This is a genomic window from Streptomyces sp. NBC_00045 (assembly GCF_045041095.1).
GTDB lineage: Bacteria > Actinomycetota > Actinomycetes > Streptomycetales > Streptomycetaceae > Streptomyces.
In genome coordinates, this window is record NZ_CP108271.1 from 6687224 (window position 1) to 6711249 (window position 24026).

Here is a 24026-nt window from a genome sequence, read left to right on the forward strand (position 1 = left end):
CGTTGAAGCGTTGTGATCACCGTAGGGGATGAGTTCGGGATATGAGATATGTGTTTTGATATGTGGACAGCATCCTTGCAACGCAAGGGAACTGCCCGGGTCAGTGGCAGGTCGAGGTGGGGGCGAGGACAGTGGGCTGCAGAGGCCGGCACCCTGGCGGAGGACGGTGAGAGCCATGCCGGACACGCTGCTCGAACGGCACGCCGAGGCCCTGCGGTTCTTCGGCGAGCGGGTACGCGCCGTCCAGGAGGACCAGTGGGGCGCCCCGACCCCCTGTACGCAATGGTCCGTGCGCGACCTGGTCAACCACGTCACCGGCGAACTGCTCTGGATCCCGCCGATGGTCACCGAGGGTCGCACCGTCGAGGAGATCGGCGACGCGTTCTCCGGCGACGTGCTCGGCCGGGACCCGGCAGGCGCCTGGGAGCGGGCAGCGGCCGGCGCCCGGGCCGCCTTCACTGTTCCTGGGGCGCTGGACCGCACGGTGCGGCTCTCGTACGGGCCCGCACTGGGCCGGGCGTACTGCGCCGAGCAGACCGCCGACTGCGTCGTGCACGCCTGGGACCTCGCGCGCGGCATCGGCGCCGACGACCGGATCCCCGACGGTCTCGTCGAGTTCGCCCTCAAGGAGGTCATGCCGTACGCCGACGGGCTCGCGGCCAGCGGAATGTTCGCCGCGCCGCTGGACGTGCCGGCGGGCGCGGACGCCCAGATCCGACTGCTGGCCCTGGTGGGCCGGCAGGGCTGAGGCCCCGGGCCCCCGCGGTCGAGAGCCCGGCGGTCGAGGCGAGAACAGGCGCACCACGGCAAATAACCGTATAAAGGGCATGTTCGTAAGGGTGCAGCCGGAAGGGTGCATCCGGAAGGGCGCAGTTCAGAAGGGTGCAGTCGGAGGTGCAGTCGGCAGGGTGCGGCCGCAAGGGCGTGGCCGGACGGCGGCAGGTGCGGACCGCGGAAGGCGGGGCGAGGTGTCGGGGATGCAGCGCACGGCGGAGGGCCGAGGTCCGGTCCGGTACGGACCGCCCGCGCCCGAACCCGGCCTGCCCGTGCTCCCCGAACTCACCGCCGTCGTCGCTGCCGCCGCCGAACGGTCCGCGCCCGAACCCCCCGGCGGCGGTCAGCCCGTGCGCGAGGCCGCCTGCCGGCACTGGGGGAGGCGCGGGATGCCCACCGAGCCGGAGAACGTGGCCGCCGGGCCCGGCGCGCCCGCGCTGCTGCTGGCACTGCTCGGCGCGTTCGGGGGCGACGTGCTGCTACCCAGGCCCTGTCCCGCTTGGTGGACACCACAGGTCCGACTGTTGGGACGACGGGCCTACCACGTGCCGACGCCCGCCGAATGCGGCGGCATCCCGGACCCGTACGCCCTGCTGGAGACCGTACGGCGGGTGCGCGCAGAGGGCGGCGACCCTCGCGTGCTCATCCTCTCGGTCGCCGACGACCCGACGGCGACCGTGCCCCCGCCCGAACTGCTGCGCGAGGCCTGCGAGGCGGCCGGGGACGCCGGGCTGTTCGTCGTCAGCGACGAGAGCTGGCGCGACACCGTCCACCGGCCGCACGACACGCTCGTCCTGAGCCCGGCCGAGATGCTGCCCGACCAGGCCGCCGTACTGCTCGACCTGTCCGGCGCGCTGTTGCCCGCCGGATGGCCCGCCGCCGTGGTCCGCTTCCCCGGCACGCCGCGCGGAACCTGGCTGCGGGCCCGCACCCTCGACGTCCTCACCGCGACCGGCGCCACGGTCGCGGGCCCGGTCGCCGCGGCCGCCTCGCACGCGCTCGACGAACCCGACGCCGTCACCGCCCGCGCCCACGCGGCGGCCACACTGCACGGGGTGATCGCCGCCGCCGCCCACCGGGAGCTGTTGGCCGTCGGCGCCCTCGCCCGGCCGCCCCAGGCCGGCCGCCACCTGTACGCCGACCTGGGCCCGCTGCGCGCCGGGCTGGCCCGGCAGGGAGTCCGTGACGCGATGGAACTGGAGGACTACCTCGGCAGCCGGCTCGGTGCGCCCACCCCCGGCGGACAGCGCTTCGCGGACGAACTGGGCGCGCTGCGGGTCCGCCTGTCGACCGGCCCGCTGCTGGGCGCCACCCCGCAGGAGCGGCTCGCCGCGCTGACCGTACGCGACCCCCTCGTGCTCCCGCACGTACGGCGCTCCCTGGACCGCCTCGGATCGGTCCTGGCCGGACTGACCTCCTGACGGCAACCCGCCGAGCGGTGAACGGAGAGTTCTAGATGAGGGACCAGACGGACACCCCGCCGGCCGGGACCCGGCCGGACGCCCCCGCCTCCCCCCTCGCTCCCCGGCCCCCGGCACCGGTTTCCGTTCCGGCGGCCCCCGGCCCGGGCTTCGGCCGTGCGGGGGCCGCCCCGGTGACTCCCGCCCCCGGGGGCACCCCACCGGCTCCGGCCGCGCCGCGACCCGTGGGGGAGGTGCGGAGCTGGCCGCGGTCCTTCGCCGACCGGCTGACCACCCCGCTGCCCGGCATCCGCGCCTACGCCCGGCTCGCCCGCGAGGGCGCCTTCCGACCCGGCCCCGACGGGCTGCGCGGCATTCCCGACCTGCCCTACGCCCCGGCCCCGCTGCCCGCGGCCGGCCCCGGCACCCTCTGCGCCACCTGGGCGGGCCACGCCAGTTGGGTCCTGCGGATCGGCGGGCTGACCGTACTGACCGACCCCGTCTGGTCCCGGCGCATCATCGGCACCCCCGCCCGGATGACCCCCGTCGGCGTGCGCTGGGAGGAGCTGCCGCCCGTCGACGCGGTGGTGATCAGCCACAACCACTACGACCACCTCGACGCCCCCACCCTCAAGCGGCTCCCCCGGCACACCCCGCTCTTCGTCCCGGCCGGCCTGGCCCGCTGGTGCCGGCGCCGCGGCTTCACCCGGGTCACCGAGCTCGACTGGTGGGAGTCCGCGGAACTGGGCGGCGTACGCTTCGACTTCGTCCCGGCACACCACTGGTCCAAGCGGTCGCTGATCGACACCTGCCGGACCCTGTGGGGCGGCTGGGTGCTCACCGACACGCGGGCCGTGACGCCGAGGAAGGTGTACTTCGCGGGCGACACCGGGTACGGGCACTGGTTCGGCGAGATCGGCCGCCGCCATCCGGGCATCGAGCTGGCCATGCTGCCGATCGGGGCGTACGCGCCGAGGTGGTGGCTCAGCGACGTCCACGCCGATCCGGAGGAGGCGGTCCGGGCCTGCCTCGACGTGGGGGCGCGGCGGATGGCGCCCATGCACTGGGGCACGTTCGTGCTGTCCGCGGAGCCGGTGATGGAGCCGCTGCACCGGGTGCGGGCGGCATGGGCCCGGGCCGGTCTGCCCCGGGACGACCTGTGGGACCTCACGATCGGCGGCTCCCGAGCGTGGTAGCCCACTCCCTCCGGGGGCGGCGTGTGGCCTGGCACCGTCCCGGGGGCTCCACCCCCGCCCCCGCGCCTCAATCGCCGGCGGGGCTGTATGGGTGGGCTCGGCTCAGGGGCCTCGTGCCTCGATCGGCGGCGGGGCTGTATGGGGGGGGCTCCGCCCCGGGCTCTCCGCCTCAATAGCCGGCGGGGCCGTACGGCGGGCTTCGCCCCCGGGGCCCGTGCCTCGGTTGCCGGTGGGGCTGTAGGTGGGCTCCGTCCTGGGCCTCGTGCCTTGGTCGGCGGTGGGGCTGGGGGCTTCGCCCCGGGCTCCGGGCCTTGGGTGCCGGTGGGCTGTAGGCGGGGGCTCGGCTCCGGGCCTTGGTTGACGGTGGGGCCGGTGTCAGTGGGGTTTGAGGCGGCGCCACAGGGTGGGGGCCCCGCTGATCAGGAGGGTCAGGGCCACCGCCAGGGCCACGCCCTTCCACGGCTCCGAGAACAGGGAGCCGCCCAGGATGCCGATCAGGCCGTAAGTCGCCGCCCAGGCGAGACAGGCCGGGGCGTCGCCGCGGGCGAACCGGCGCAGCGGGAGCCGGGCCAGGAGGCAAGCCAGCATCACCGGGATCCTGCCCGCCGGCACCAGCCGGGAGAGCACCAGGACCAGGACCCCGTGCTCGTCCAGCTTGACCTGTGCCCGGGCGAGCCGTTCGGGTGTGGCCCGGCCGCGCAGGGCCTCCAGCCACCGCGAGCCGTTGCGCGACCGCACGCCGCGCTGCCCCAGCCAGTACAGCGCCAGGTCCCCGACGAACGCCGCCACCGCCGCCACCACGAACACCAGCAAGAGGCCGAAGGGCAGTGACTGGTGGAACGCCACCACCGCCGCCGTGCTCACGAGTGCCCCCGTCGGGATCACGGGCACCAGCGCCCCCAGCGCCACCAGCAGGAACAGCGCCGGGTAGCCCACCGCCTGCCGAGTCGTCTCCGGCGGCACCTGGCCGACCACCACCGCCGCAGCCGCCACCGCCGGCCCGCGCCACGTCACGGCAGCCGCACCCGTTCGCCGTGGTCCGGCAGCCGTACCGTCACCTTCGGCGCCAGCTGCCGGGCCTGCCGTACGAACTCCTCGCCCGGCGCATGGAATTCGTGCGGCCGCACCGCGTCCATCCCGATGGGCCAGTACGTTCCGTAGTGCACCGGCACCGCCGCCGCCGGCGCCAGCGCGGCCAACGCTCGCGCCGCCCGCCCCGCGTCCAGGTGCCCCGGCCCCAGGTACGGGCCCCAGCCGCCGACCGGGAGCAGCGCCACGTCCACCGGCCCGACCTCCTCGGCCATCGTGTCGAACAGCCCGGTGTCCCCGGCGAAGTACGTCCGTGCCGAGCCGTGGACCACGTACCCGAGCGCCGGCGCCAGGTGCGGCCCGAACGGCAGCCGCCGCCCGTCGTGGCACGCCCGGACCGCCCGGACCCGTACGCCGGACCGGACGCCCACCTCGTCGCCCGGCGCCACCTCGGTGACCGCCAGCCGGCGCACCTGCGCGACCCGTGCGAGCCCCGGCACGGCCAGGCGCGCCCCGGCCGGCACCAGCAGCCGGGTCCCGCGTGCCAGCCGGGCCAGCGACGGCAGGTGCAGGTGGTCGGCGTGCAGGTGCGACACCAGCACCACGTCCGCCTCGGCCGCCTCCGGCGGGGGCAGCGCTCCGCGCCGCCGACGCAGGTGCGCGAGCCGCCGGGCGAACAGCGGATCGGTCAGCAGCCGCACCCCGGATTCCTCGACCGTGCAGGTGGCATGGCCCCACCAGGTGATCTCCACCGGCATCCGGCCTTCCCGTCGCCGTCGCGTCCCCGGACCCTCGAAGCCTAATCCTGCCCCGTCGGTGCGCCCCGAACCGAAGCCCGCAGCCCCCTCCTCCCGGGCGGCGGATCGGAGTAGGGTCGGGCGGCATGGATGACCTGCGCGTGGCCGCGATCGCCAGCCTGGCCCCGCTCGAAGACCTCGATACCGACCCCTTCGCCGTCGACACCCGGAGCCAGCACGCCATGTGCGCCCGCTGGGCCGCCGACCACGGCTACGTGGTGACGAAGGAACTGCTGTTCTACGGGCTGCGCGCCGACCACTGCGGGCTCTGGTGCGACGTCGACGCCGGACAGGTCGACCTGTTCGTCGCCCCCAACCGTCGGGTACTGGCCCGCGCGCTGCGCTCCGTCGAGGAGTTCACCGCCGAGTGCCGGCGGCGCGGCGTCCGACTGGAGACCGCCGGGCTCGCCGAGCCGCAGTACACCTCCGCCATGAAGGCCGAGGTGCACCGCCGCCTGTCCATGCCGACCGCCGGCTACGACGGCACGTAACACCGCAGCCGCTCCGGCGCCCCGCTAGCTGTATTGCCCCGGGAGGTTGTGGACGGGTGATGGAGGTCTCGGCTGAGGTCTCTTGAACGGGTGAGGGCCTTCCGGGTTCGGTGTGGATTGCGACATCTCCACCGAACGACAGAAGGCCCTCATGCCCCACCGTAATGCACCTCTGACCGAGACCGGACGGCTGCGTCTGGCCCGCTGCGTGGTCGAGGACGGCTGGCCGTATCGGCGTGCCGCCGAGCGTTTCCAAGTCTCACCGACGACCGCCCAGCGGTGGGCCGACCGCTACCGCGCGCACGGTGAAGCCGGCATGGGTGACCGGTCCTCGCGCCCGCGCCACAGCCCGCGCCGGACACCGTCCCGCACCGAACGCCGGATCATCAAGATCCGCCTCCTTCGCAGGTGGGGACCGGCCCGCATCGCACATCTCCTGGGACTGGTGCCCTCGACCGTCCACCGCGTCCTGACCCGCTACCACCTGGCCCGCCTGTCCCACCTGGACCGGGCCACCGGCCGCGTCATACGCCGCTACGAACGCGACAAGCCCGGTGAACTGGTCCACGTCGACATCAAGAAGCTCGGCAACATCCCCGACGGCGGCGGCCACAAGGCCCTCGGCCGCCCGGCGGGCCGCAAGAAGAAGTCCGGCGCCGGCTACAGCTACATCCACACTGCCGTCGACGACCACTCCCGCCTCGCCTACAGCGAGATCCTGGCCGACGAGAAGAAGGAAACCGCCACCGCCTTCTGGACCCGGGCCCAGGCCTACTTCACCGCCTGCGGGATCACCGTCGAACGCGTCCTGACCGACAACGGCTCCTGCTACAAGTCCCACGCCTGGCGCGACCTGCTGGCGGCGGCCGGGATCACCCACAAGCGAACCCGGCCCTACCGCCCGCAGACCAACGGCAAGGTCGAACGCCTCAACCGCACCCTCCTGGACGAGTGGGCCTACGCACGCCCCTACCAGTCAGAAGCCGAACGCCGGGCAGCGTTCCCGCAGTGGCTGCACACCTACAATCACCACCGCGGACACACCGCGCTCGCAGGCAAACCACCCGCCAGCCGCGTCCCCAACCTCACAGGGCAATACAGCTAGGGCGGCCCCGGCCCCACGGCGCCCCGGCCTCACGGCGCCCCGGCCTCACGGCGCCCCGGCTCGCGACCGGCCCGCTCCGTACGCCCGTGCGCCACCCGTTCCACCCGGCCGGGCCCGCCGCCCTGTGCGACGCTGGAGGCTGCGGCGGCGGGGACCGCGGGCGGGGCGCGGTTCCGGGGGAGACACGAGGCGGTACGCAGTGCGGCGAGGACGGTGGCGGACCACGGGCAGCGCCCTGGTGCGGGTGATCCTCGTCTGGGCGGTGTCCACCCTCACCATGCTCGTGCTGGCCGGCATCCTGCCCGACTTCCGGCTCCAGTCCGGCGACGGCGACAGCATCACCGAGATCGGGCTGACCGCTGCCTGGGGCGCCGGGGCCTTCGGCCTGCTGAGCGCACTCGTGTGGCCGGTGTTGGTCCGGGCGCTGCTGCTGGTGCCCGCCCTCGTGCTCGGCGTGCTCGTCTTCTTCCTCAACGGCTCGCTGCTGCTCCTCGCCCTCAGCCTGGTCCCCTCCGGCCGCGGCGAAGTGGCCCCGGAGACCGCCGTGGTGGTGGCGGCGGTCATGTCCGCCGTCGCCTCGGCGACCTCGACCGCCCTCGCCGTACGCGACGACGAGGCCTATCGGCGCAGGCTCTACCGGCTGGCAGACCGCCGCCGCCGACGACTGCGCGGCCGGCCCGGCAAGGGCGCGCCCGGCGCCGGGGAGAGCGCGCCGGGCCTGGTGTTCCTCCAGCTCGACGGTGTCGGTTACGAGGCCCTGCACCGGGCGGCGGGCAACGCCCTGATGCCGATGGTGGCCGGCTGGTTGGACGGCAGCCACCGCATGGCGTCCTGGCGCACCGACTGGTCCAGCCAGACCGGCGCCAGCCAGCTCGGGATCCTGCACGGCTCCAACTTCGACGTGCCCGCCTTCCGCTGGTACGAGAAGGACACCGGCGAGGTGATGGTCTGCAACCGGCCCACCAGCGCCGCCGAACTCCAGCGCCGGGCCATCGCGCGCACCAACGACGGCGGGCTGCTGACCCTCGACGGGGCGAGCCGGGGCAACCTGTTCAGCGGCGGCGCCGACCAGCTGGCCCTCGTCCTGTCGGTCTCGGCGCGGCGGGGCCGGGCGAACCGCTCCCGCGCGGGCTACTTCGCGTACTTCTGCGACCCGGCCAACGCCGTGCGCACCGCCCTGTCCTTCACCGCCGAGGCCGTCCGGGAGATCGGCCAGTCGCTGCGGGCCCGAATGCGGGGGGAGCGGCCGCGGGTGGCCCGGGGCGGGCTGTACCCGCTGATCCGGGCGTTCGCGACGGTGGTCGAACGGGACGTCGTCGTGGCGGCGGTGATCGGCGACATGCTCGCGGGGCGCGCCGCGATCTACGCGGACCTGGTCGCCTACGACGAGGTCGCGCACCATTCGGGGCCGCAGGGCCGGGACACCGACCGGGTGCTGGCCCGCCTCGACCGGAGCCTCGCGCTGATCGCCCGGGTCGCCGAGCACGCGCCCCGCACGTACCGGATCGTGCTGCTCTCGGACCACGGCCAGAGCCCGGGGGAGACCTTCCTGGGCCGGTACGGGCTGACCCTGAAGGACCTGGTCCGCGCGGGCTGCGGGCTGCCGGTCTCCCGCCGGGCCGGCCGTACCCGCAGCGGCGCCGAGGCCCGCACGGCGGTGCTCGCGGCCCTGCACCGGCCGGTGGAGGAGGGCGCGGAGGCCCACCCCGAGCGGGGCCCGGACCCGGTGGTGCTGGCTTCGGGCAACCTCGGGTTGATCTCCTTCCCGGACGTGCCGGGCCGGGCCTCGCGGGAGCACATCGACCGGGCGCACCCGGCCTTGCTCGCGACCCTGGCCAACCATCCGGGCATCGGGTTCCTGCTGGTGGACGGGCAGGTGCTGGGCCCGGGCGGCGCGATCGCGCGCCTGGACGAGCCCGGTGCGGCGGAAGGGCTGCTGGCCCGGTTCGGCCCGGGCGCGGCGCAGGCGGTCCGCCGGACCGACAGGTTCCCGCACGTGGCCGACGTCATGGTGAACTCGGCGTACGACCCGCGGACCGGGTCGGTGCACGCCTTCGAGGAGCAGGTCGGCTCGCACGGGGGCCTGGGCGGGGAACAGGGGCACCCGTTCCTGATGTGGCCGACGGAACTGTCCGAGCCGGAGCCCGATCTGGTGGGCGCGGAGGCGGTGCACGAGGTGCTGCGCCGGTGGCTGCGCGAGGCGGACGGCCCTCAGGTGCCGGTGGCTCCGCCGGTGGGCGGGTCGGTCGCGGACCCCACGGCAGTCCCCGCAGGTCAGCTGGCGGAGGAACCCCCGCTCAGGGGCGGAAATGGCGGAAGCTTTCCTTCCACAGAGGTGCCCGCGCAGGACGAAAACCGCTGATTTGGTGCGGCTTTGGGCGTGCCCGACGATATGTCGACCTGTCCAGCATATGAAACACCCGAGGCGTACCACCCGTGAGCTCCACCCTGCACGCCCCCACCCCCACCCCCACCCCGACACCGTCCCCGACACCCGTCGAGGAGGCGGCCGGCCCCCACGCCCGGCGCTTCGGCCTGCCGATCGCGACCTGCCTGGTCATGGGCAACATCATCGGCGGCGGGATCTTCCTGCTGCCCGCCTCGGTGGCCCCGTTCGGCACGATCAGCCTGGTCGCCTTCGGCGTGCTGACCGCCGGTGCGATCGCCCTCGCCCTCGTCTTCGGCCGGCTCGCGCAGCGCCTCCCGCAGACCGGCGGCCCGTACGTCTACGCCCGCGCCGCGTTCGGTGACTTCGCCGGCTTCCTCGCGGCCTGGAGCTACTGGATCACCGCCTGGGTCTCGAACGCGGCCCTCGCGGTGGCGGCCGTCGGCTACCTCACCGTGCTGTTCCCCGCCATCGGCGGGCACAAGGCGGCGATGTGCCTGGCCGCCCTCGCCGTGCAGTGGCTCCCCGCGCTCGCCAACCTGGCCGGCACCCGGTACGTGGGCGCCGTCCAACTGGTCGCCACCGTACTGAAGTTCGCACCGCTGATGCTGGTGGCCGTGGGCGGGCTGTTCTTCTTCGACCCCGCGAACCTGGGCCCCTTCTCGGCCACCGGCCAGAGCCCCGTCGGAGCGGTCTCCGCCGCCGCCGCGATCCTGCTCTTCAGCTACCTCGGAGTGGAGTCGGCCGCCGTCAGCGCGGGCGAGGTCCGCGACCCGGCCCGCAACGTCGGACGGGCCACGGTCCTGGGCACCATCGGTGCCGCCGCCGTCTACCTGCTGGGCACCGTCTCCGTCTTCGGTCTCGTCCCCCACGAGAAACTGGTGTCCTCCCAGGCCCCCTTCACCGACGCCGTCAACGCCATGTTTTCCGCAGACACAGGGTCCGGCGGCACCTGGGGCGGCACCCTCGTCGCCTGCGCGGCCGTGATCTCGATGCTCGGCGCCCTCAACGGATGGACCCTGCTCAGCGCGCAGACCCCGTACGCCGCCGCCCGCGACGGTCTCTTCCCGAAGGTCTTCGAGACGAAGAAGCGGGGCGTCCCGGTCGCCGGCGTGCTCGTCACCGTCGCCCTGGCCTCCTGCCTGACGGTCTACAACTACACGTGGGGCTCGGCCGGCGTCTTCGAGGTCCTCGTCCTGGTCACCACCTTCACGGCGACCGTCCCGTACTTGCTCTCCACCGCCGCGCAGATCCACTTCCTGCTCTCCGGGCAGTCCGAGCGCGTCCACCGCGGCCGCCTCATCCGCGACGGCGTCCTCGCCTGCCTGGCCTTCGCCTTCTCGATGTGGCTGGTCGCGGGCTCCGGCTACGCAGCCGTCTACCAGGGCGTCCTGTTCCTCTTCGCCGGCGTCCTCTGCTACGCCGTGATGTCCGCGCGAAAGCACCGCGCCACCGCCTGACCTGCGCGGTAGCGTGGAATGAGGGGACAAGCAGGGGGCAGTAAGGGGTCGCGATGTCCGCGATCAGAAAGAGCATCGACATTTCCCGCAGTCCCGAGGAAGTCTTCGACTACATGACGGACCCCAGGCACCTGCCGGAGTGGCAGGACAGCGCCGTCTCCGCCCACCCGCTCGACGGCGCACCCCTCCACCTCGGTTCGAAGGTCGCCGTCACCCGGCGCGTGGGCAAGCGGAGGTTCCCGATGACCATGGAGGTCAAGGAATTCGACCGGCCGCGCAGCTGGCGCCTGCGCGGGGTCGACGGACTCGTGCGCGGCGACGTGCGCGGCACGGTCGTATCCCTCGACGGCGGCAGGCGCTCACGCGTGACCCTGGACCTCGACTTCGAGGGCCACGGCGTCGGCAGGGTCATCGCGCCGCTCGTGGTCAAGCCGTACGCCCGCAAGGAGATGCCGCGCAACGAGGAGAAGCTCAAGCACCTCCTGGAGCACTGAAGGAAGGCCGCCGCGGAAAACCGGGTGCTCCGGGGTACGCGGTGCGCCCACACTGGGCGCGCCACGTACCCCACCCCTGAGGACCGCTTCTCGTGCAGGCTGCCGCCACCGTCACCCCCGCCCAGATCCCCGAGCTGCTGCTGGGACTCGCCACCGTGCGGCCCGTGTTCCTCTGGGGGGCACCCGGAATCGGCAAGTCGTCGCTGGTACGGAAGTTCGCCGAATCCCTCGGCCTGGAATGCGTCAGCCTGCTCGGCACGCAGCTCGCGCCCGAGGACCTGATCGGCGTACCGCAGATCCGCGACGGCCGCTCCGTGTTCTGCCCGCCCGAGGCCATCGCCCGCGACGAGCCGTACTGCCTGTTCCTCGACGAGCTCAACGCCGCTACCCCGGACGTCCAGAAGGCCTTCTACTCACTCATCCTCGACCGCCGGATCGGCAGTTACGAGCTCCCCGCCGGCTCCATCGTCATCGGCGCGGGCAACCGGGCCACCGACAACGCGCTGGCCCGGCCCATCGCCTCCGCACTGGTCAACCGCCTCACCCACGTGCACCTCCAGGCCTCCGCAGGGGACTGGCTGGTCTGGGCCGGGGAGAACGGCATCCACCCCTGGATCACCGACTACCTCACCGACCGCCCCGACCACCTGTGGTCCGCGCCGCCCAAGACGGAGGAGCCCTTCTCCACGCCGCGCTCCTGGCACATGCTTTCCGACGCCCTGCACTCCTTCGGGACCGGCCTGGACGAGCAGACCTTGAAGATCGTCGCGCACGGCACCCTCACCCCGGCGCACGCCGTCTCCTTCTGCGGCTACGCCAAGATCGTCCGCCACACCTTCGGCATCGAAGCGATCATCAAGGGCGACGCGTCCTGGCCCACCCGCCCCGCCGACCGCGATCTTCTCTACTACCTCGCCGAGGCCTTCCGGGGCCGCCTGATCAAGGAGCTCCCGGAGCGCAAGGAGCACGTCTCGCCCGCCGTCCGGCAGACCGCGTACCGGGCGAAGTCCCTGCTCGTGCAGCTCGCCGAGATCTCCGTCGAGGTCGCGCAGACGGTCATCGCCGACGACGCCGACGGCCTGCCGGTACTGCCCGCCTGGTTCCTCGTGGAGGCCGCCCGCGACATGCCGCGGCTCGTCGCGGCGCGCAGGTGAGGCACGCCCCCGGCCCGGCGGGGCCCCGCCGGTCAGGCCCCCGCATCCCCGCCCGGCACGTCCCCGCATCCCGCCCTCCCCGGCACGCCCGCCCTGCCGGCGAGCCCCGCCCGTGAGCCGGAAGTGATCCCGTGACCCGCAAGACCAAGAAGCCCGCCGCCCCGGACCCGGCCACCCTCGCCTACGAGGCGGGCCGGGCCGCGATCCGGCAGAACCCGGCGCTCGGCGCGCTCTGCGCCACCCTCTGCCGCGACGCCCGGTGCGCATCCTGCGCCGCCACCGCCGGCGGGTTGGCCCTCGTCACCTCCAACGGGGTGATCCACGCCCACCCGACCCGCCGCGCCGAGGCGGGCGAGTGGGCCTGGGCCTTCGCCCACTGCCTGCTCCACCTCGGCTTCGGCCACGTACCCGCCGCCAAGGACGAGGACCGCCCGCAGCCCGATTCCGCCGACCTCGCCGCCCGCTGCGCCGTCGTCAACCGCTTCCTGCTGACCTTCCCCGTCGGCCGGACCCCCGACCACCTCCCCGCCGAGTACCCCGGTGGGGACGAGGAACAGCTCGCGGCCCGCTGGCGCCGCGACGGCGTCCCGGCCGCCCACGCACACTGCGGCGCCGCCGGGGAGCACCCGGACCAGTTCCTGGTCACTTGGGGCGGCGGGCAGCACGACACGGCCCCCGACTGGGAGACCTCCTTCGCGCACGCCCTGACCCGCAGCGTGTCCGCCGCCATGGACACGGCCGGCGGCCGCCGCGACCACGTCACCGGGGAGCGGGTCCGCCAGCACCCCTGGGACCGGGCCCTGAACTGGTTCGTCTCCTCGTACCCGCTCCTCGGCGGCCTCGCCGCAGGCCTGCGGATCGTCGCCGACGCCGAGCTCGCCCGCGCCCAGGACATCGCCGTCGCCGCCGTCAGCGCGAGCGCCGGGGAGATCTACGTCAACCCGCTGCGCAGGTTCACCGACGGGGAGTGGCGCTTCGTCCTCGCGCACGAGATGCTGCACGCCGCCCTGCGTCACGGCGAGCGCTGCGGAGCCCGCGACCCGTACCTGCACAACGTGGCCGCCGACTACGTGGTCAACGGCTGGCTCGTCGAGATGGGCGTCGGCGAGATGCCCGAGGGGCTGTTGTACGACCCGGAGCTGAAGGACCTCTCCGTCGAGGAGGTCTACGACCGGATCGCCACCGACCTGCGCCGACTGCGCCGGCTGTCGACCCTGCGCGGCAAGGGCCTCGGGGACGTCCTGGGCGAGCCGCTGACCCATGCGGGCAGCCTCCCGTACACCGATCTGGACGACTTCTACCGGCGCGGCCTGGTCCAGGGCTTCGATCTGCACGCGTACGGCGAGCGCGGGCTGCTGCCCGCCGGGCTGGTCCAGGAGATCCGGGCGCTGGCCCACCCGCCCGTGCCCTGGGACGCGCGGCTCGCCCGCTGGTTCGACGAGTACGTCCCCCGCCCCGAGCCCGTACGGTCCTACGCGCGCCCGGCACGCCGTCAGGCCGCCACCCCGGACATCCCCCGGGCGGGCCGGTACTTCCCGCCCGAGGAGATCGCCCGCTGCACCTTCGGCGTGGTCCTCGACACCTCGGGATCGATGCCCACGGCCCTGCTCGGCAAGGCGCTCGGCGCCATCGCCTCGTACGCGGAAGCCCGCGACGTACCGGCGGCACGCGTCGTGTTCTGTGACGCGGCGCCGTACGACGCGGGCTATCTGCCTCCGGTCGACATCGCCGGCAGGGTGAAGGTGCGCGGGCGCGGCGGGACCGCGCTCCAGCCGGGCATCGACCTACTCCAGCGCGCGGAGGACTTCCCTCCGGGCGCCCCGGTGCTGGTGATCACGGACGGGGGGTGCGACACCCTGCGGATCCGGCGCGAGCACGCCTATCTGGTTCCGCAGGGTGCCTCCCTGCCGTTCACGCCCCGGGGGCCGGTGTTCCGGCTGACCTGACGGTTTAGTCGAGGTAGTCGCGCAGCACCTGCGAGCGGGACGGGTGGCGCAGCTTCGACATGGTCTTGGACTCGATCTGGCGGATGCGCTCACGGGTGACCCCGTACACGCGGCCGATCTCGTCCAGCGTCTTCGGCTGGCCGTCGTTCAGGCCGTACCGCATCGAGACGACGCCCGCCTCACGCTCGGAGAGCGTGCCCAGGATCGACTGGAGCTGCTCCTGGAGGAACGTGAAGGAGACCGCGTCGGCCGGAACGACCGCCTCGGAGTCCTCGATGAGGTCACCGAACTCGCTGTCGCCCTCCTCACCCAGGGGGGTGTGCAGGGAGATCGGCTCGCGGCCGTACTTCTGGACCTCGATGACCTTCTCGGGGGTCATGTCGAGTTCCTTGCCCAGCTCCTCCGGAGTGGGCTCCCGGCCGAGGTCCTGGAGCATCTGGCGCTGCACGCGGGCGAGCTTGTTGATGATCTCGACCATGTGGACGGGGATGCGGATGGTGCGCGACTGGTCGGCCATGGCACGCGTGATCGCCTGCCGGATCCACCAGGTCGCGTAGGTGGAGAACTTGAAGCCCTTGGTGTAGTCGAACTTCTCCACCGCACGGATCAGGCCGACGTTGCCCTCCTGGATCAGGTCCAGGAAGAGCATGCCGCGGCCGGTGTAGCGCTTGGCCAGCGAGACCACGAGACGGAGGTTGGCCTCCAGCAGGTGGTTCTTGGCGCGGCGGCCGTCCTCGACGAGGATCTCCAGCTCGCGCTTGAACGCGGGCTTGTGGTCCTCCTCCTCTTCGAGCTTGTACTCGGAGAAGAGACCCGCCTCGATGCGCTTGGCGAGCTCGACCTCCTGCTCGGCGTTGAGGAGCGGCACCTTGCCGATCAGCTTCAGGTAGTCCTTGACGGGGTCGGCGGTGGCACCGGCCACCATGACCGTCTGCGCCGGGGCGTCGTCCTCGTCGTCGTCGGACAGGACGAAGCCCTGGGTGCCGCTGGCCTTGGGGGCCCCCTCCTCGACGTCGTCGACGAGGTCCTCGGCGGCCCAGTCCTCCCCCTCGGCGGCCGGGTTCTCACCCTCGTCGGAGTCCTTGGCGCTGGTCTTCTTGGCCGCGGCGGTCTTCTTCACCGCGGTCTTCTTCGCGGCGGTCTTCTTGACCGTCCGCTTCTTCGGCTCGGCGACGGCATCGGCCGTCACCTCGTCCTCGGTGGCCGCGGCCGGCGACGTGGATATCGCCGCCGCGGTGGCGGGGACCGCGCTGGTGGCCGAGGCCTTGCGCGCACCGATGGGGCGCGGCGCGGCGGCCGCCTTCTTGGTCACGGTGCGGGTAGGCGCGGCGGCCGCCTTGCGGGGCTTCTTCGCGGCGGCCTTCGTGGCGGGGGCGGCGCTGACGTGCAGCGCGACACCCTCCTCGTCCAGGACCTGGTTCAGGCTGCGCAGGACCCGCTTCCACTGGTCCACCGGGATGCGGCCGGCCTCGAAGGCCTGGCGCACGTCGTCACCGTTGATGTGACCCTGCTCGCGGCCGCGCTCGACGAGCGTGACGAGGGCCTCCGATTCGGCGATCTCCGGAGGGAACGTACGGGACGGGCTGAGCGACACAAGGAGCCTCTCGTTGCGAACAGATAAGGAGTGGGCGGGACATCATCGCGCGGACTCGGGAAACAGACCCGAGGGGGGTCTGTATTCCGGGGCCGCGCGAGGACACCTGTCGGTTCATCGCATGCCCGAGTCGATTCGTTACGCGCTGAATTGAGTGACCTGCGCCACGCTGTGGGCGCGCAACCGATCGGCCGTGGATCCGTCCGCGCCCCGCCGCCCTTCCCATCAGCCCGTTTTGCGGGCCTCGATGAGGAAACGGGCGGTCTGTGCCACGAACGGACCCTCACGTTCGATCTGTTCGTGGAGCTCGCGCAACCGGTCCCGGTACTGCCCGACCGTGAAGCCGGGCACCATCCAGATCACCTTCCGGAGAAAGTAGATCACGGCTCCGATGTCGTGGAACTCCGTTCGCAGTCTTTCGGAGCGCAGATCGACGACTTCGAGGCCGGCCCCGGTGGCGTCGGCGACCGCGTCGTCGGGGTGCCGGCCCCGGCGGACCTGCTCCGGCTGCGGCCCGAGGAAGTACTCGACGAGCTCGAAGACGCTCGCCGGCCCGACCTGCTGCGAGAGGTACGTACCGCCCGGACGCAGGACCCGGGCGATCTCGTCCCACCAGATGGTCACCGGGTGCCGGCTGGTGACCAGCTCGAAGGCCTCGTCGCCGAACGGCAGAGGCGGCTCGTCCGCGTCCGCGACGACGACCGCGCCCAGCGGGTGCAGCAACCGGGTCGCCTTGTCGATGTTCGGCGGCCAGGACTCGGTGGCCACCGTCAGCCGGGGCAGGGTCCCCACCCCGGCGAGCACCTCTCCGCCGCCGGTCTGGATGTCGAGCGCCGACCGGACCCGGGCCAGGCGCTCGCCCATGAGTTTCTGGTAGCCCCACGAGGGGCGCTGCTCGGTGGCCCGGCCGTCGAGCCAGGAGAAGTCCCAGCCGTCGACGGAGACCGACTCGGCCTCGGCGACGAGATGATCGAAAGTGCGCGTCATGTCTTGATCCTCCCAGTCGCGGCGTCGGTGATCCACCGATTTGGCCTGATCTCCGGCTCCCGGGGCCTTCGCGGGCTCCGGATCCGTCGGCGAGGTCCATTACAGTGGGGGCGGGCCGTGACTGGCGTTCGGGTGGATCACCACCGGGGAGCGGCCCGGCGCACGTCCCGTGCGCCCGGCGTACCCCGGGTACGCCGACTGCCGCGCGCCTGGGCGAACCGCGATCCCGCAGCGACGCCCAGGAGACCCCGTGACGACCGCCCAGACCGTTCAGCCGGCCCAGACCGCCCGTCTCATGGACGGCACCGCCCTCGCCCGCCGCATCTCGGAGCAGACCGCCGCCCTCGCGGCGAAGATCACCGAACGCACCGGTACCGCCCCCTGCCTCGCGACCGTGCTGGTCGGCGAGGACCCGGCGTCCGTCACGTACGTACGGATGAAGCAGAACCGTTGCGCCAAGGCCGGCATCACCTCCCGCCACGTGGAGCTGCCCGCCGAGACCACCACCGAAGAGCTCGTCGCCGCCCTCACCGCCCTCTCCGAGGACCCGGAGATCAGCGGCATCCTGCTCCAGCACCCGGTCCCGCACCACATCGACGAGCGCGCCGCCTTCGAGGCCATCGCCCCCGGCAAGGACGTCGACGGCGTCACCATGCACTCCTTCGCCGCCATGGGCTTCGGGCTGCCGGGCTTCGTCTCCTGCACCCCCGGCGGCATCATGCGGCTCCTCGCCGAGTACGACGTGGACCTGACCGGCAAGCACGCCGTCGTCGTCGGCCGCAGCGCGATCCTGGGCAAGCCGGCCGGCATGCTGCTGCTGGAGCAGAACGCCACCGTCACCTATTGCCACTCCCGCACCGTGGACCTGCCCTCGATCGTGCGCCAGGCCGACGTGCTGGTCGCCGCGGTCGGCAAGGCCGAGTTCATCCGCGGCGAGGACATCAAGCCGGGCGCCGTGGTCCTGGACGCCGGTTACAACGAGGGCAACGTCGGCGACGTCCACTTCGAGTCCGCCGCCGCCCGCGCCTCCCTGATCACCCCGGTCCCCGGCGGCGTCGGCCCGATGACCATCGCCGTCCTGCTGGAGCAGACCGTCCAGGCGGCCGCCGCCCAGGCCGGGCTGGCGGTCGCGGACCTCTGACCCGCTCCGCACCACCTCCGCACGCGAACGCCCCGGGCCGGTCGGCCCGGGGCGTTTCGCGTGTGCGGGGCGCTCGCGCACGCGGCTGTGCCGGCACCGCCGGGTGGCCGGATTCTTGCGCCGCCGGAGCCTGCCGGGGGCCGGGGAGGGAGCGGTATCTTTGCGCCCGGGCGCGGGATGACACGTGCAACACGTTTCCTGGGGGAATGCTGATGGACCTGTTCACGCCACTGGAGCTGCCGGGTGGGACGGTCCTGCCGAACCGGCTGGCGAAGGCCGCGATGGAGGAGAGCCTCGCCGGGCCCGGCCAGCTGCCCGACGAGCGCATCGAGCGGCTCTACCACCGCTGGGCGCAGGGCGGCGCCGGACTGCTGATCACCGGGAACGTGATGGTCGACCGCCGCGCACTGACCGCGCCGGGCACGATCGTCCTCGACGCCAGTTCCCCGCTCGACCCCTTCCGCCGCTGGGCCCGGGCCGCGTCCGCGGGCGGCGGGCGGGTCTGGATGCAGATCAACCACCCGGGTCGTCAGGTGGGCTCCGAGATGCCCGGCACGGCCTGGGCGCCCTCCGACATAGGGGTGAACCTCGGCAAGCACACCAAGCGCTTCGCCCGCCCCACCGCGATGACCGAGGCCGACATCGAGGCCACCGTCGCCCGGTTCGCGGTCACGGCCCGGCGGGCCGAGGAGGCCGGCTTCGACGGGGTGCAGATCCACGCCGCCCACGGCTACCTCCTCAGCCAGTTCCTCTCCCCGCTGGTCAACCGGCGCACCGACCGCTGGGGCGGCAGCCTGGACAACCGGGTGCGGCTGCTCACCGAGGTCGTCGCGGCCGTCCGCGCGCAGGTGGGCTCCGGCTTCGCGGTCGGGGTCAAGCTCAACACCGCCGACTTCCAGCGCGGCGGCTTCGACACCGAGGACGCGGCGCGGGTCCTGGCCGTACTCGGTGGCCTCGGCGTCGACCTGGTCGAACTGTCCGGCGGCAGTGTGGAGAGCCCGGCGACCCTGGGCCGCACCGCTGATCTGCGGACCCTTGAGCGGGAGGCGTACTTCCTCGCCTTCGCCGAGCAATTCCTGGACGCGGCCACGATGCCGCTGATGCTGACCGGCGGGATAGGCCGCCACGAGACCGCGCGGAAGGTCCTGGCGCGCGGCGTGTCCGTCGTGGGGCTCGCCTCCGCCCTGGCGTTCCGGCCCGATCTGCCGGTCCGCTGGCGCGCGGGGGAGGACGTACGGGTGCGGGTGGAGCGGCTCCGGTGGAAGGACCGGGACCTGGCCGGCGCCGGACAGCTCGCCTTCGTACGGTTCCAGCTGCACCGGCTGGCCCGCGGCCTGGAACCGCGCCCGGAGGCCTCGCCGCGGGCCGCGTTCGCCCTCGACCAGCTCCAGCACTGGCGCCGGGTACGGTCGTACGGGGCCTGGCTCGCCCGCAATCCCGAGCCGGGGGACGTCCTCGTCGGTTGACGCCGACTGCGGGCTGTCGAGCGTGCGGCTTACGGCAGGGCCGGGTCTCGTCGTGCGGTTGCCACGATGGGGGACGTGCGGAACTCCCGGGCCAGCGCGGCCAGCGGCCGGGAGTCGAGCCGGTACGGCTCCGGCAGCCCCTGGTCGGCCCCGGCCGGATGCTGCCCGTCGCCGTCCGCCCCGGCCCGGTCCGCGGCCTCGGCCGTCTCCGCCGCTTCCCGGCGCCGGCAGGCCGCGGCGAGCATGGCCGCGTCGGCCACGACCGAGGCCTGCGGCTCGGGCAGGCCCTGGCGCAGCGCGGCCTCGTACGCGGCGCCGCGTACGGAGGGGTCGAACCAGCGGCCCAGGGCCAGGATCCCGTCGTCGATCACCGATTCTCGGTGGATCAGCCGGATCCCGATCGGTGACCACCAGGTCAGCGGCACCGTCGTCACGCTCGACGCGGCGAATCCGCGCAGCGCCTTCCACAGCGGGTGCAGCCGCCGGTACTGGCTGAAGTCCCGCCAGGCCGCCGAGCCGCCGACCAGCGGCACGATGAACCCCGACCCCACCATCAGGGCCGCGGCCGAGGCGAACGGCGGGGCCACGTACGTGGACAGGCCGTCCCAGTCGCGGCCCGTCCAGCGGGCGCCCACCGCCGTCCACTTGCTGATCAGGTAGCCCAGGTCCAGCGCCCCGCCGAGCACGATCAGGGCCAGTCCGGTGCGCAGCGGGCGCAGCGAGGGGCGTACGCGCAGCAGCCACTTCCAGCACAGCAGCGTCAGCGTCGAGCTGCCCACGGTGTGCGCGAGCAGGTAGCAGACGATCATCTCGCGCAGCCAGGGCGTGTTGGCGTAGTAGGTGTCCAGGTCGCGCAACCGTTCCACCGGCGCGTCGCCGATCGCGAACAGGACGACGATGAGCAGCGTGACGGCGCTGAAGGCGGCCACCGTCAGCCGGGTCGCGCGCCGCACCACCGCGGGAGGGCCGCCGCCCCACTGCAGGACCAGGACGATGCACGAACCCGAGAACGCGGTCAGCACGCCGTACACCAGCGGGGCCGAGAAGTTGACGATCCCGGTGAGCCGGTTGACCGCGGCGATCGTGGGCGGCGCCGCCAGGAACATGACGAGGCAGCCGACGACGAGCAGGGTGCACACGGCCCGCATGAGCGGCTGGTCCCAGCCCCGGCGCAGGGTCGGCGCCTTGATCAGCAGCGCCAGGATCATCACCGACCCCGGAACGTAGAGGATGAGACCGTCGGTCATCGCGCCTGGCCGACGGGACCGACCGGGCCCACGGGACCGCCGGGGCCCACGGGGTCCAGTCCCGCGACGGCCCGCTCGGCCGCGGTCAGCGGCGGCGCCTTCAGCGCCCCCTGGTCCGAGGCGCGCAGCACGTGCCAGACCACCGAGGGGCGCAGCCAGTACGTGGGCGTGCGGCTCATGGTGATGACCTGGAGGAACGCGGCGGTCAGCGCCTCCCGCGTGGTGGCGCCGGTCATCAGCCGGTTGACGTACGCGTTGAGCAGCCCGACCCCGGCCCGCGGCTTCATGCCGGTGGCCCCCGGATACAGGATGTCCTGGGAGGTGGCGAGCTCCCAGGCGGTGGCCACCTGCGGGACGAGCGCGCACTGCGCCTCGCGGCCGAAGCCGGGATGGGCGAGGCCCTTGGCGCGCAGCAGGGCGCGCACGGCCAGCAGGCCCTGCGCGGCGACGGTCATGCCCTGCCCGTACAGCGGGTTGAAGGTGGCGACGGAGTCGCCGACGGCGAAGAAACCGTCGGGCAGGTCGGCCTTCTCGAAGTAGACCCTGCGGTTGGCGGTGCCCTGGGTGACGGCGACGTCGGTCAGCGGCTTGCGGCCTTCGAGGAGCTCGCCGACGATCGGGTCGCGGATGCCCTTGGCGAACGGGATGAAGAGGTCGGGGTCGCCAGTGGGCTGGCCCCCGCGGGTCCCGGACAGGGTGGCCTGCCACTGGCCGTCCTCGATGGGAACGATCGTCGCGGTCTGGCCGGGCACGTACACCCGCGGATCGGACTGCACGTTGACGATCGGGAAGCCCATCTCGTGGGCCCCGGCGGGGGCTTCGAAGATCCGGGTCGCGTACACGAGACCGGAGTCGACCTGAGCCTGTCTGATCCCGCCGACCCCCAGCTCCTGCAGCCAGGCCCGGGCCCGGGAGCCGCGCCCGCTCGCGTCGACCACGAGATCGGCGGTCAACAGCCGGCCCTCCTCGCCGGCGGTGTCGACGCGGACGCCGGTGACCCGGGCGGCCGTACCCTCCAGGGCCCGTACGCGGCTCTGCTGGAGCGTGGTGACGCCGCGCAGGCCGGTCACCCGGGCGCGGACCACCGAGTCGAGGAGGTCGCGACTGCACGAGATGTTGAACTGCTTCTCCCCGCAGCGCGGGATCCACCCCTGGGCGGTCTTGGTGACCAGGTCGGTGGGCAGGCTGCGGCGGATGGCGCCCGCCGCCGTCCAGTCGTCGGTGATGCCCGGGAGTATCTTCTCGATGGCACGGGCCCCGCCCGACCACATGACGTGGACGTGCCGGGCCTGCGGGAGTCCCCGCCGCGGCGCCGGGCTGTCGGGCAGCGTGTCGGCGTCGATGATCGTGACCGTCGCGTGCTCGGCGAGCACGGCCGCGGCGAGCAGGCCGGCCATGCTCCCGCCGATGACGACGGCGTGGCGGGGCGGGGAGGACTGGGTCATCGTGGTGCTCTCTGTCAGGGCCGTGCGGAGGCAGCGGCGCAGTGAGGTGCGTCGGGAGGGGAGGCGCCGGTCACCGGGGCGTCGTCGGTACCTCGCGGGGACGTGCGCTCAACGGCCCCAGCCGAGCGAGGTCTTGATGCGCTCGATCGCCTCGGGGAACCGCTCTTCGCGGGGCCCCGGCAGGAACGCCTTCAGGAGCTGGCCGAGGTACAGGCCGAAGGTCTCCGCCCGGATCTCCGCCGGGTCCTCCCGGTCGGCGCGGGCGGCCGCCTGCCGGACCACGCTGCCCAGTCCGGTCTCCGAGCGCAGCAGCTCCGCGAGGTCGCCCCGGTCTCCCGTGAGCCGGGCCGCCACGGCCATGCCCGGGCCGTGGCTGTCACAGGTGCCTTCCTCCATGTGCCATAACTCGTGGCAGGCGATGACCAGTTGGTGCTCGGGCCGGGTGCGCTCCTCGATGACGAGCAGGTCGCGCTCCGCCATCTCCAGCCACAACCCGCTGGCCGTGTCGGGCGGGAACCCGGCGAACCGGAAATCCACCTGCCGTCCGCCGCGCCGCCTGCCGTACGCGGCGCACAGGCTCCCGATGATCTCGGCTGCATCGGCCGGTTGCACCAGGCGCGCCTCCGCCAGCAGATATCCGCCGAGTTTCCGCATGGTCCGTGTGGTCCTCATGGCGCTCCCCCCTCGGCAGCCTTCAGGTCGTCGGGCACCGCCATCGGGTGCGCGCGTTCGAGGCCCGCGCCCGGACGGACCAGCACTCCTTCGCGTGCCAGCAGGTCGTCGAGGTGGTCGGCCAGCGACTTCCAGCCCGCCGGAGAGAGCCGCCCGGCCCGTGTGACGATGCTCCGTACATCGTGCGCCCGCAGGACGGCGAGCATCGGGTTTTCCGCGTTCCGCCCGGCGGTTTCCAGCTCGTGCCCGATCCCGGCGAGGGCGGTGGCGAGCGCCTCGGTGTCGTCGGCCAGCAGGAAGCCGCCGTCCACCCCGTAGAACCGTTGGATCCCGGCGGCCGCGGCGAGGTTGGGCAGGCCCTCGCCGCGCGCGAGGCGGGTCAGGGACTGCCCCGACGCGTGGAAGGAGTGGGCGATGGCGGCGAGGGAGTGGGGCTGGCCGTCCGCCCGCGGCCGGGTGCGGCGCAGGTGCTCGAACCGCTGGTGCACCTGCTCCTTCAGCGGGAGCCGGGGCGGTGCGCCGTCGAGGGTGAGCCGGATGTCGTACGGGGGCATGCCCGTCAGGTACGAGAGGTGCCCGAGGTCCGGCGCGGCGCCGGAGCCGGAGCCGGTGGCGGCGAGCGCGCGCTCCACGGCGCACTGGCTGTCGGCGAGGAGGAAGCCCGCGTAGACCCCGAAGAACCGCTGCACGCCGGCCGCGTGGCCCAGCCGGGGCAGTCCGGTGCCCGCGTTGAGGGGGCCGAGGGAGGCGCCGGGCGCCCGGAAGTCCTCCGCGATGGCGGCGAGGGACCATTCGCGGCCGTGCTTGTCGCGTCGGGTGGCCCGCAGCCGCAGGAAGCGGCGGTGCACCCGCAGGCACAAGGGGACCCCGGGCGCGGTCCCGGCCACGACCCGGGGGACGAGCGTGGGCTCGACCCCGCACAGGCGGCTCAGCCGCTCCGGGGACAGCACCTCGGCCGGGTCCCGGCCGCTCCGCTCGGCCAACGCCTCGACGCGGGCCCAGGTGGAGGCCAGATCGGGTCGGGCAGCGGCTGGCACCGTGAGGTTCTCCGTATGTCGACAGGACGTTCGAGAGCTTCGGCTGTGTTGCAGCGTAGCCGTCGACCCCCCGGCGAAACAGGAGAACCCCAACCTTTCTTGCGATGTGACTCAAAGAAGGTTGGCGCCGCCGCCGCGCCCCCAACGGGCATGACTCCAGGGGTAATCGACCGCGGCGCGGCCCGGCGGCACAGTGGAGCCATCG

Annotated in this window: 20 protein-coding genes; 12 read left to right on the forward strand and 8 right to left on the reverse strand. The window is 73.5% G+C overall.

All coding sequences use genetic code 11. From position 1 onward, the window contains the following. The first annotated feature begins 175 nt into the window (after nucleotides 1-175). The 3 genes from OHA65_RS31015 (at nucleotide 176) to OHA65_RS31025 (ending at nucleotide 3370) form a co-directional block, all read left to right on the forward strand. A complete protein-coding gene (locus OHA65_RS31015; RefSeq protein ID WP_405762885.1) occupies nucleotides 176-748 on the forward strand; it encodes a TIGR03086 family metal-binding protein in 573 nt (190 codons plus the stop codon). A gap of 229 nt (nucleotides 749-977) precedes the next feature. Then, on the forward strand, nucleotides 978-2195 hold the full coding sequence (locus OHA65_RS31020; RefSeq protein ID WP_328764262.1) for an aminotransferase class I/II-fold pyridoxal phosphate-dependent enzyme: 1218 nt from the start codon (nucleotides 978-980) through the stop codon (nucleotides 2193-2195). 35 nt (nucleotides 2196-2230) lie between these two features. Continuing rightward, nucleotides 2231-3370 carry an MBL fold metallo-hydrolase gene (locus tag OHA65_RS31025; protein WP_327279439.1) on the forward strand — a complete coding sequence of 380 codons (1140 nt, stop codon included), beginning with the start codon at nucleotides 2231-2233 and terminating at the stop codon, nucleotides 3368-3370. A gap of 375 nt (nucleotides 3371-3745) precedes the next feature. Here OHA65_RS31025 and OHA65_RS31030 read toward each other — a convergent pair whose 3' ends face one another. Then, nucleotides 3746-4384: a VTT domain-containing protein gene (locus OHA65_RS31030; protein ID WP_327279440.1), complete on the reverse strand. Its 639-nt coding sequence runs from the start codon at nucleotides 4382-4384 to the stop codon at nucleotides 3746-3748. Further along, entirely contained in the window at nucleotides 4381-5157 is a 777-nt protein-coding gene (locus OHA65_RS31035; RefSeq protein ID WP_327279441.1) for an MBL fold metallo-hydrolase, read from the reverse strand. The genes OHA65_RS31030 and OHA65_RS31035 overlap by 4 nt, the downstream gene beginning before the upstream one ends. A gap of 125 nt (nucleotides 5158-5282) precedes the next feature. Here OHA65_RS31035 and OHA65_RS31040 point away from each other — a divergent pair, with 125 nt between their 5' ends. From OHA65_RS31040 to OHA65_RS31070, 7 genes are all read left to right on the forward strand, one after another. Continuing rightward, nucleotides 5283-5687, forward strand: a complete 405-nt coding sequence (locus tag OHA65_RS31040; RefSeq protein ID WP_327279442.1) for a hypothetical protein — start codon at nucleotides 5283-5285, stop codon at nucleotides 5685-5687. Between the two features lie 151 nt (nucleotides 5688-5838). Continuing rightward, the gene (locus OHA65_RS31045) at nucleotides 5839-6792 is read left to right on the forward strand and encodes an IS481 family transposase (RefSeq protein ID WP_328765035.1); all 954 of its coding nucleotides are present in this window, start codon (nucleotides 5839-5841) and stop codon (nucleotides 6790-6792) included. A gap of 199 nt (nucleotides 6793-6991) precedes the next feature. Further along, nucleotides 6992-9154, forward strand: coding sequence for a phage holin family protein (locus OHA65_RS31050; RefSeq protein ID WP_329315089.1), 2163 nt, complete (start codon nucleotides 6992-6994; stop codon nucleotides 9152-9154). A gap of 74 nt (nucleotides 9155-9228) precedes the next feature. Then, nucleotides 9229-10638 (forward strand): amino acid permease, encoded by a 1410-nt coding sequence (locus OHA65_RS31055; RefSeq protein ID WP_405762887.1) that lies wholly within the window; start codon nucleotides 9229-9231, stop codon nucleotides 10636-10638. Nucleotides 10639-10691: 53 nt separating this feature from the next. Continuing rightward, nucleotides 10692-11132, forward strand: coding sequence for an SRPBCC family protein (locus OHA65_RS31060; RefSeq protein WP_327279444.1), 441 nt, complete (start codon nucleotides 10692-10694; stop codon nucleotides 11130-11132). Nucleotides 11133-11224: 92 nt separating this feature from the next. After that, nucleotides 11225-12286, forward strand: coding sequence for a MoxR family ATPase (locus tag OHA65_RS31065; protein ID WP_327279445.1), 1062 nt, complete (start codon nucleotides 11225-11227; stop codon nucleotides 12284-12286). A gap of 131 nt (nucleotides 12287-12417) precedes the next feature. After that, entirely contained in the window at nucleotides 12418-14232 is a 1815-nt protein-coding gene (locus tag OHA65_RS31070; RefSeq protein ID WP_329315091.1) for a DUF2201 family putative metallopeptidase, read from the forward strand. Nucleotides 14233-14236: 4 nt separating this feature from the next. Here the strand turns inward: OHA65_RS31070 and OHA65_RS31075 are convergent, their stop codons facing one another. Both OHA65_RS31075 and OHA65_RS31080 read right to left on the reverse strand, forming a co-directional pair. Further along, a complete protein-coding gene (locus OHA65_RS31075; RefSeq protein ID WP_327279447.1) occupies nucleotides 14237-15826 on the reverse strand; it encodes an RNA polymerase sigma factor in 1590 nt (529 codons plus the stop codon). A gap of 225 nt (nucleotides 15827-16051) precedes the next feature. Beyond that, nucleotides 16052-16813 carry a class I SAM-dependent methyltransferase gene (locus OHA65_RS31080; protein ID WP_328764264.1) on the reverse strand — a complete coding sequence of 254 codons (762 nt, stop codon included), beginning with the start codon at nucleotides 16811-16813 and terminating at the stop codon, nucleotides 16052-16054. Nucleotides 16814-17108: 295 nt separating this feature from the next. On the opposite strand from OHA65_RS31080, the gene OHA65_RS31085 reads away from it, so the two are divergent. Beyond that, nucleotides 17109-17954: a bifunctional 5,10-methylenetetrahydrofolate dehydrogenase/5,10-methenyltetrahydrofolate cyclohydrolase gene (locus OHA65_RS31085; RefSeq protein ID WP_327285848.1), complete on the forward strand. Its 846-nt coding sequence runs from the start codon at nucleotides 17109-17111 to the stop codon at nucleotides 17952-17954. A gap of 206 nt (nucleotides 17955-18160) precedes the next feature. Next, entirely contained in the window at nucleotides 18161-19420 is a 1260-nt protein-coding gene (locus tag OHA65_RS31090; protein ID WP_329315093.1) for an NADH:flavin oxidoreductase/NADH oxidase family protein, read from the forward strand. Between the two features lie 29 nt (nucleotides 19421-19449). On the opposite strand, the gene OHA65_RS31095 is transcribed toward OHA65_RS31090, so the two are convergent. The 4 genes from OHA65_RS31095 to OHA65_RS31110 form a co-directional block, all read right to left on the reverse strand. Then, nucleotides 19450-20667, reverse strand: a complete 1218-nt coding sequence (locus OHA65_RS31095) for an MAB_1171c family putative transporter (protein ID WP_327279450.1) — start codon at nucleotides 20665-20667, stop codon at nucleotides 19450-19452. Next, nucleotides 20664-22112, reverse strand: a complete 1449-nt coding sequence (locus OHA65_RS31100; RefSeq protein WP_327279451.1) for a pyridine nucleotide-disulfide oxidoreductase — start codon at nucleotides 22110-22112, stop codon at nucleotides 20664-20666. The genes OHA65_RS31095 and OHA65_RS31100 overlap by 4 nt, the downstream gene beginning before the upstream one ends. Before the next feature lie 108 nt (nucleotides 22113-22220). Further along, nucleotides 22221-22784, reverse strand: coding sequence for a toxin-antitoxin system, toxin component (locus OHA65_RS31105; protein ID WP_327279452.1), 564 nt, complete (start codon nucleotides 22782-22784; stop codon nucleotides 22221-22223). Further along, on the reverse strand, nucleotides 22781-23821 hold the full coding sequence (locus tag OHA65_RS31110) for a hypothetical protein (protein ID WP_405762890.1): 1041 nt from the start codon (nucleotides 23819-23821) through the stop codon (nucleotides 22781-22783). The genes OHA65_RS31105 and OHA65_RS31110 overlap by 4 nt, the downstream gene beginning before the upstream one ends. Between the last annotated feature and the right edge of the window lie 205 nt (nucleotides 23822-24026).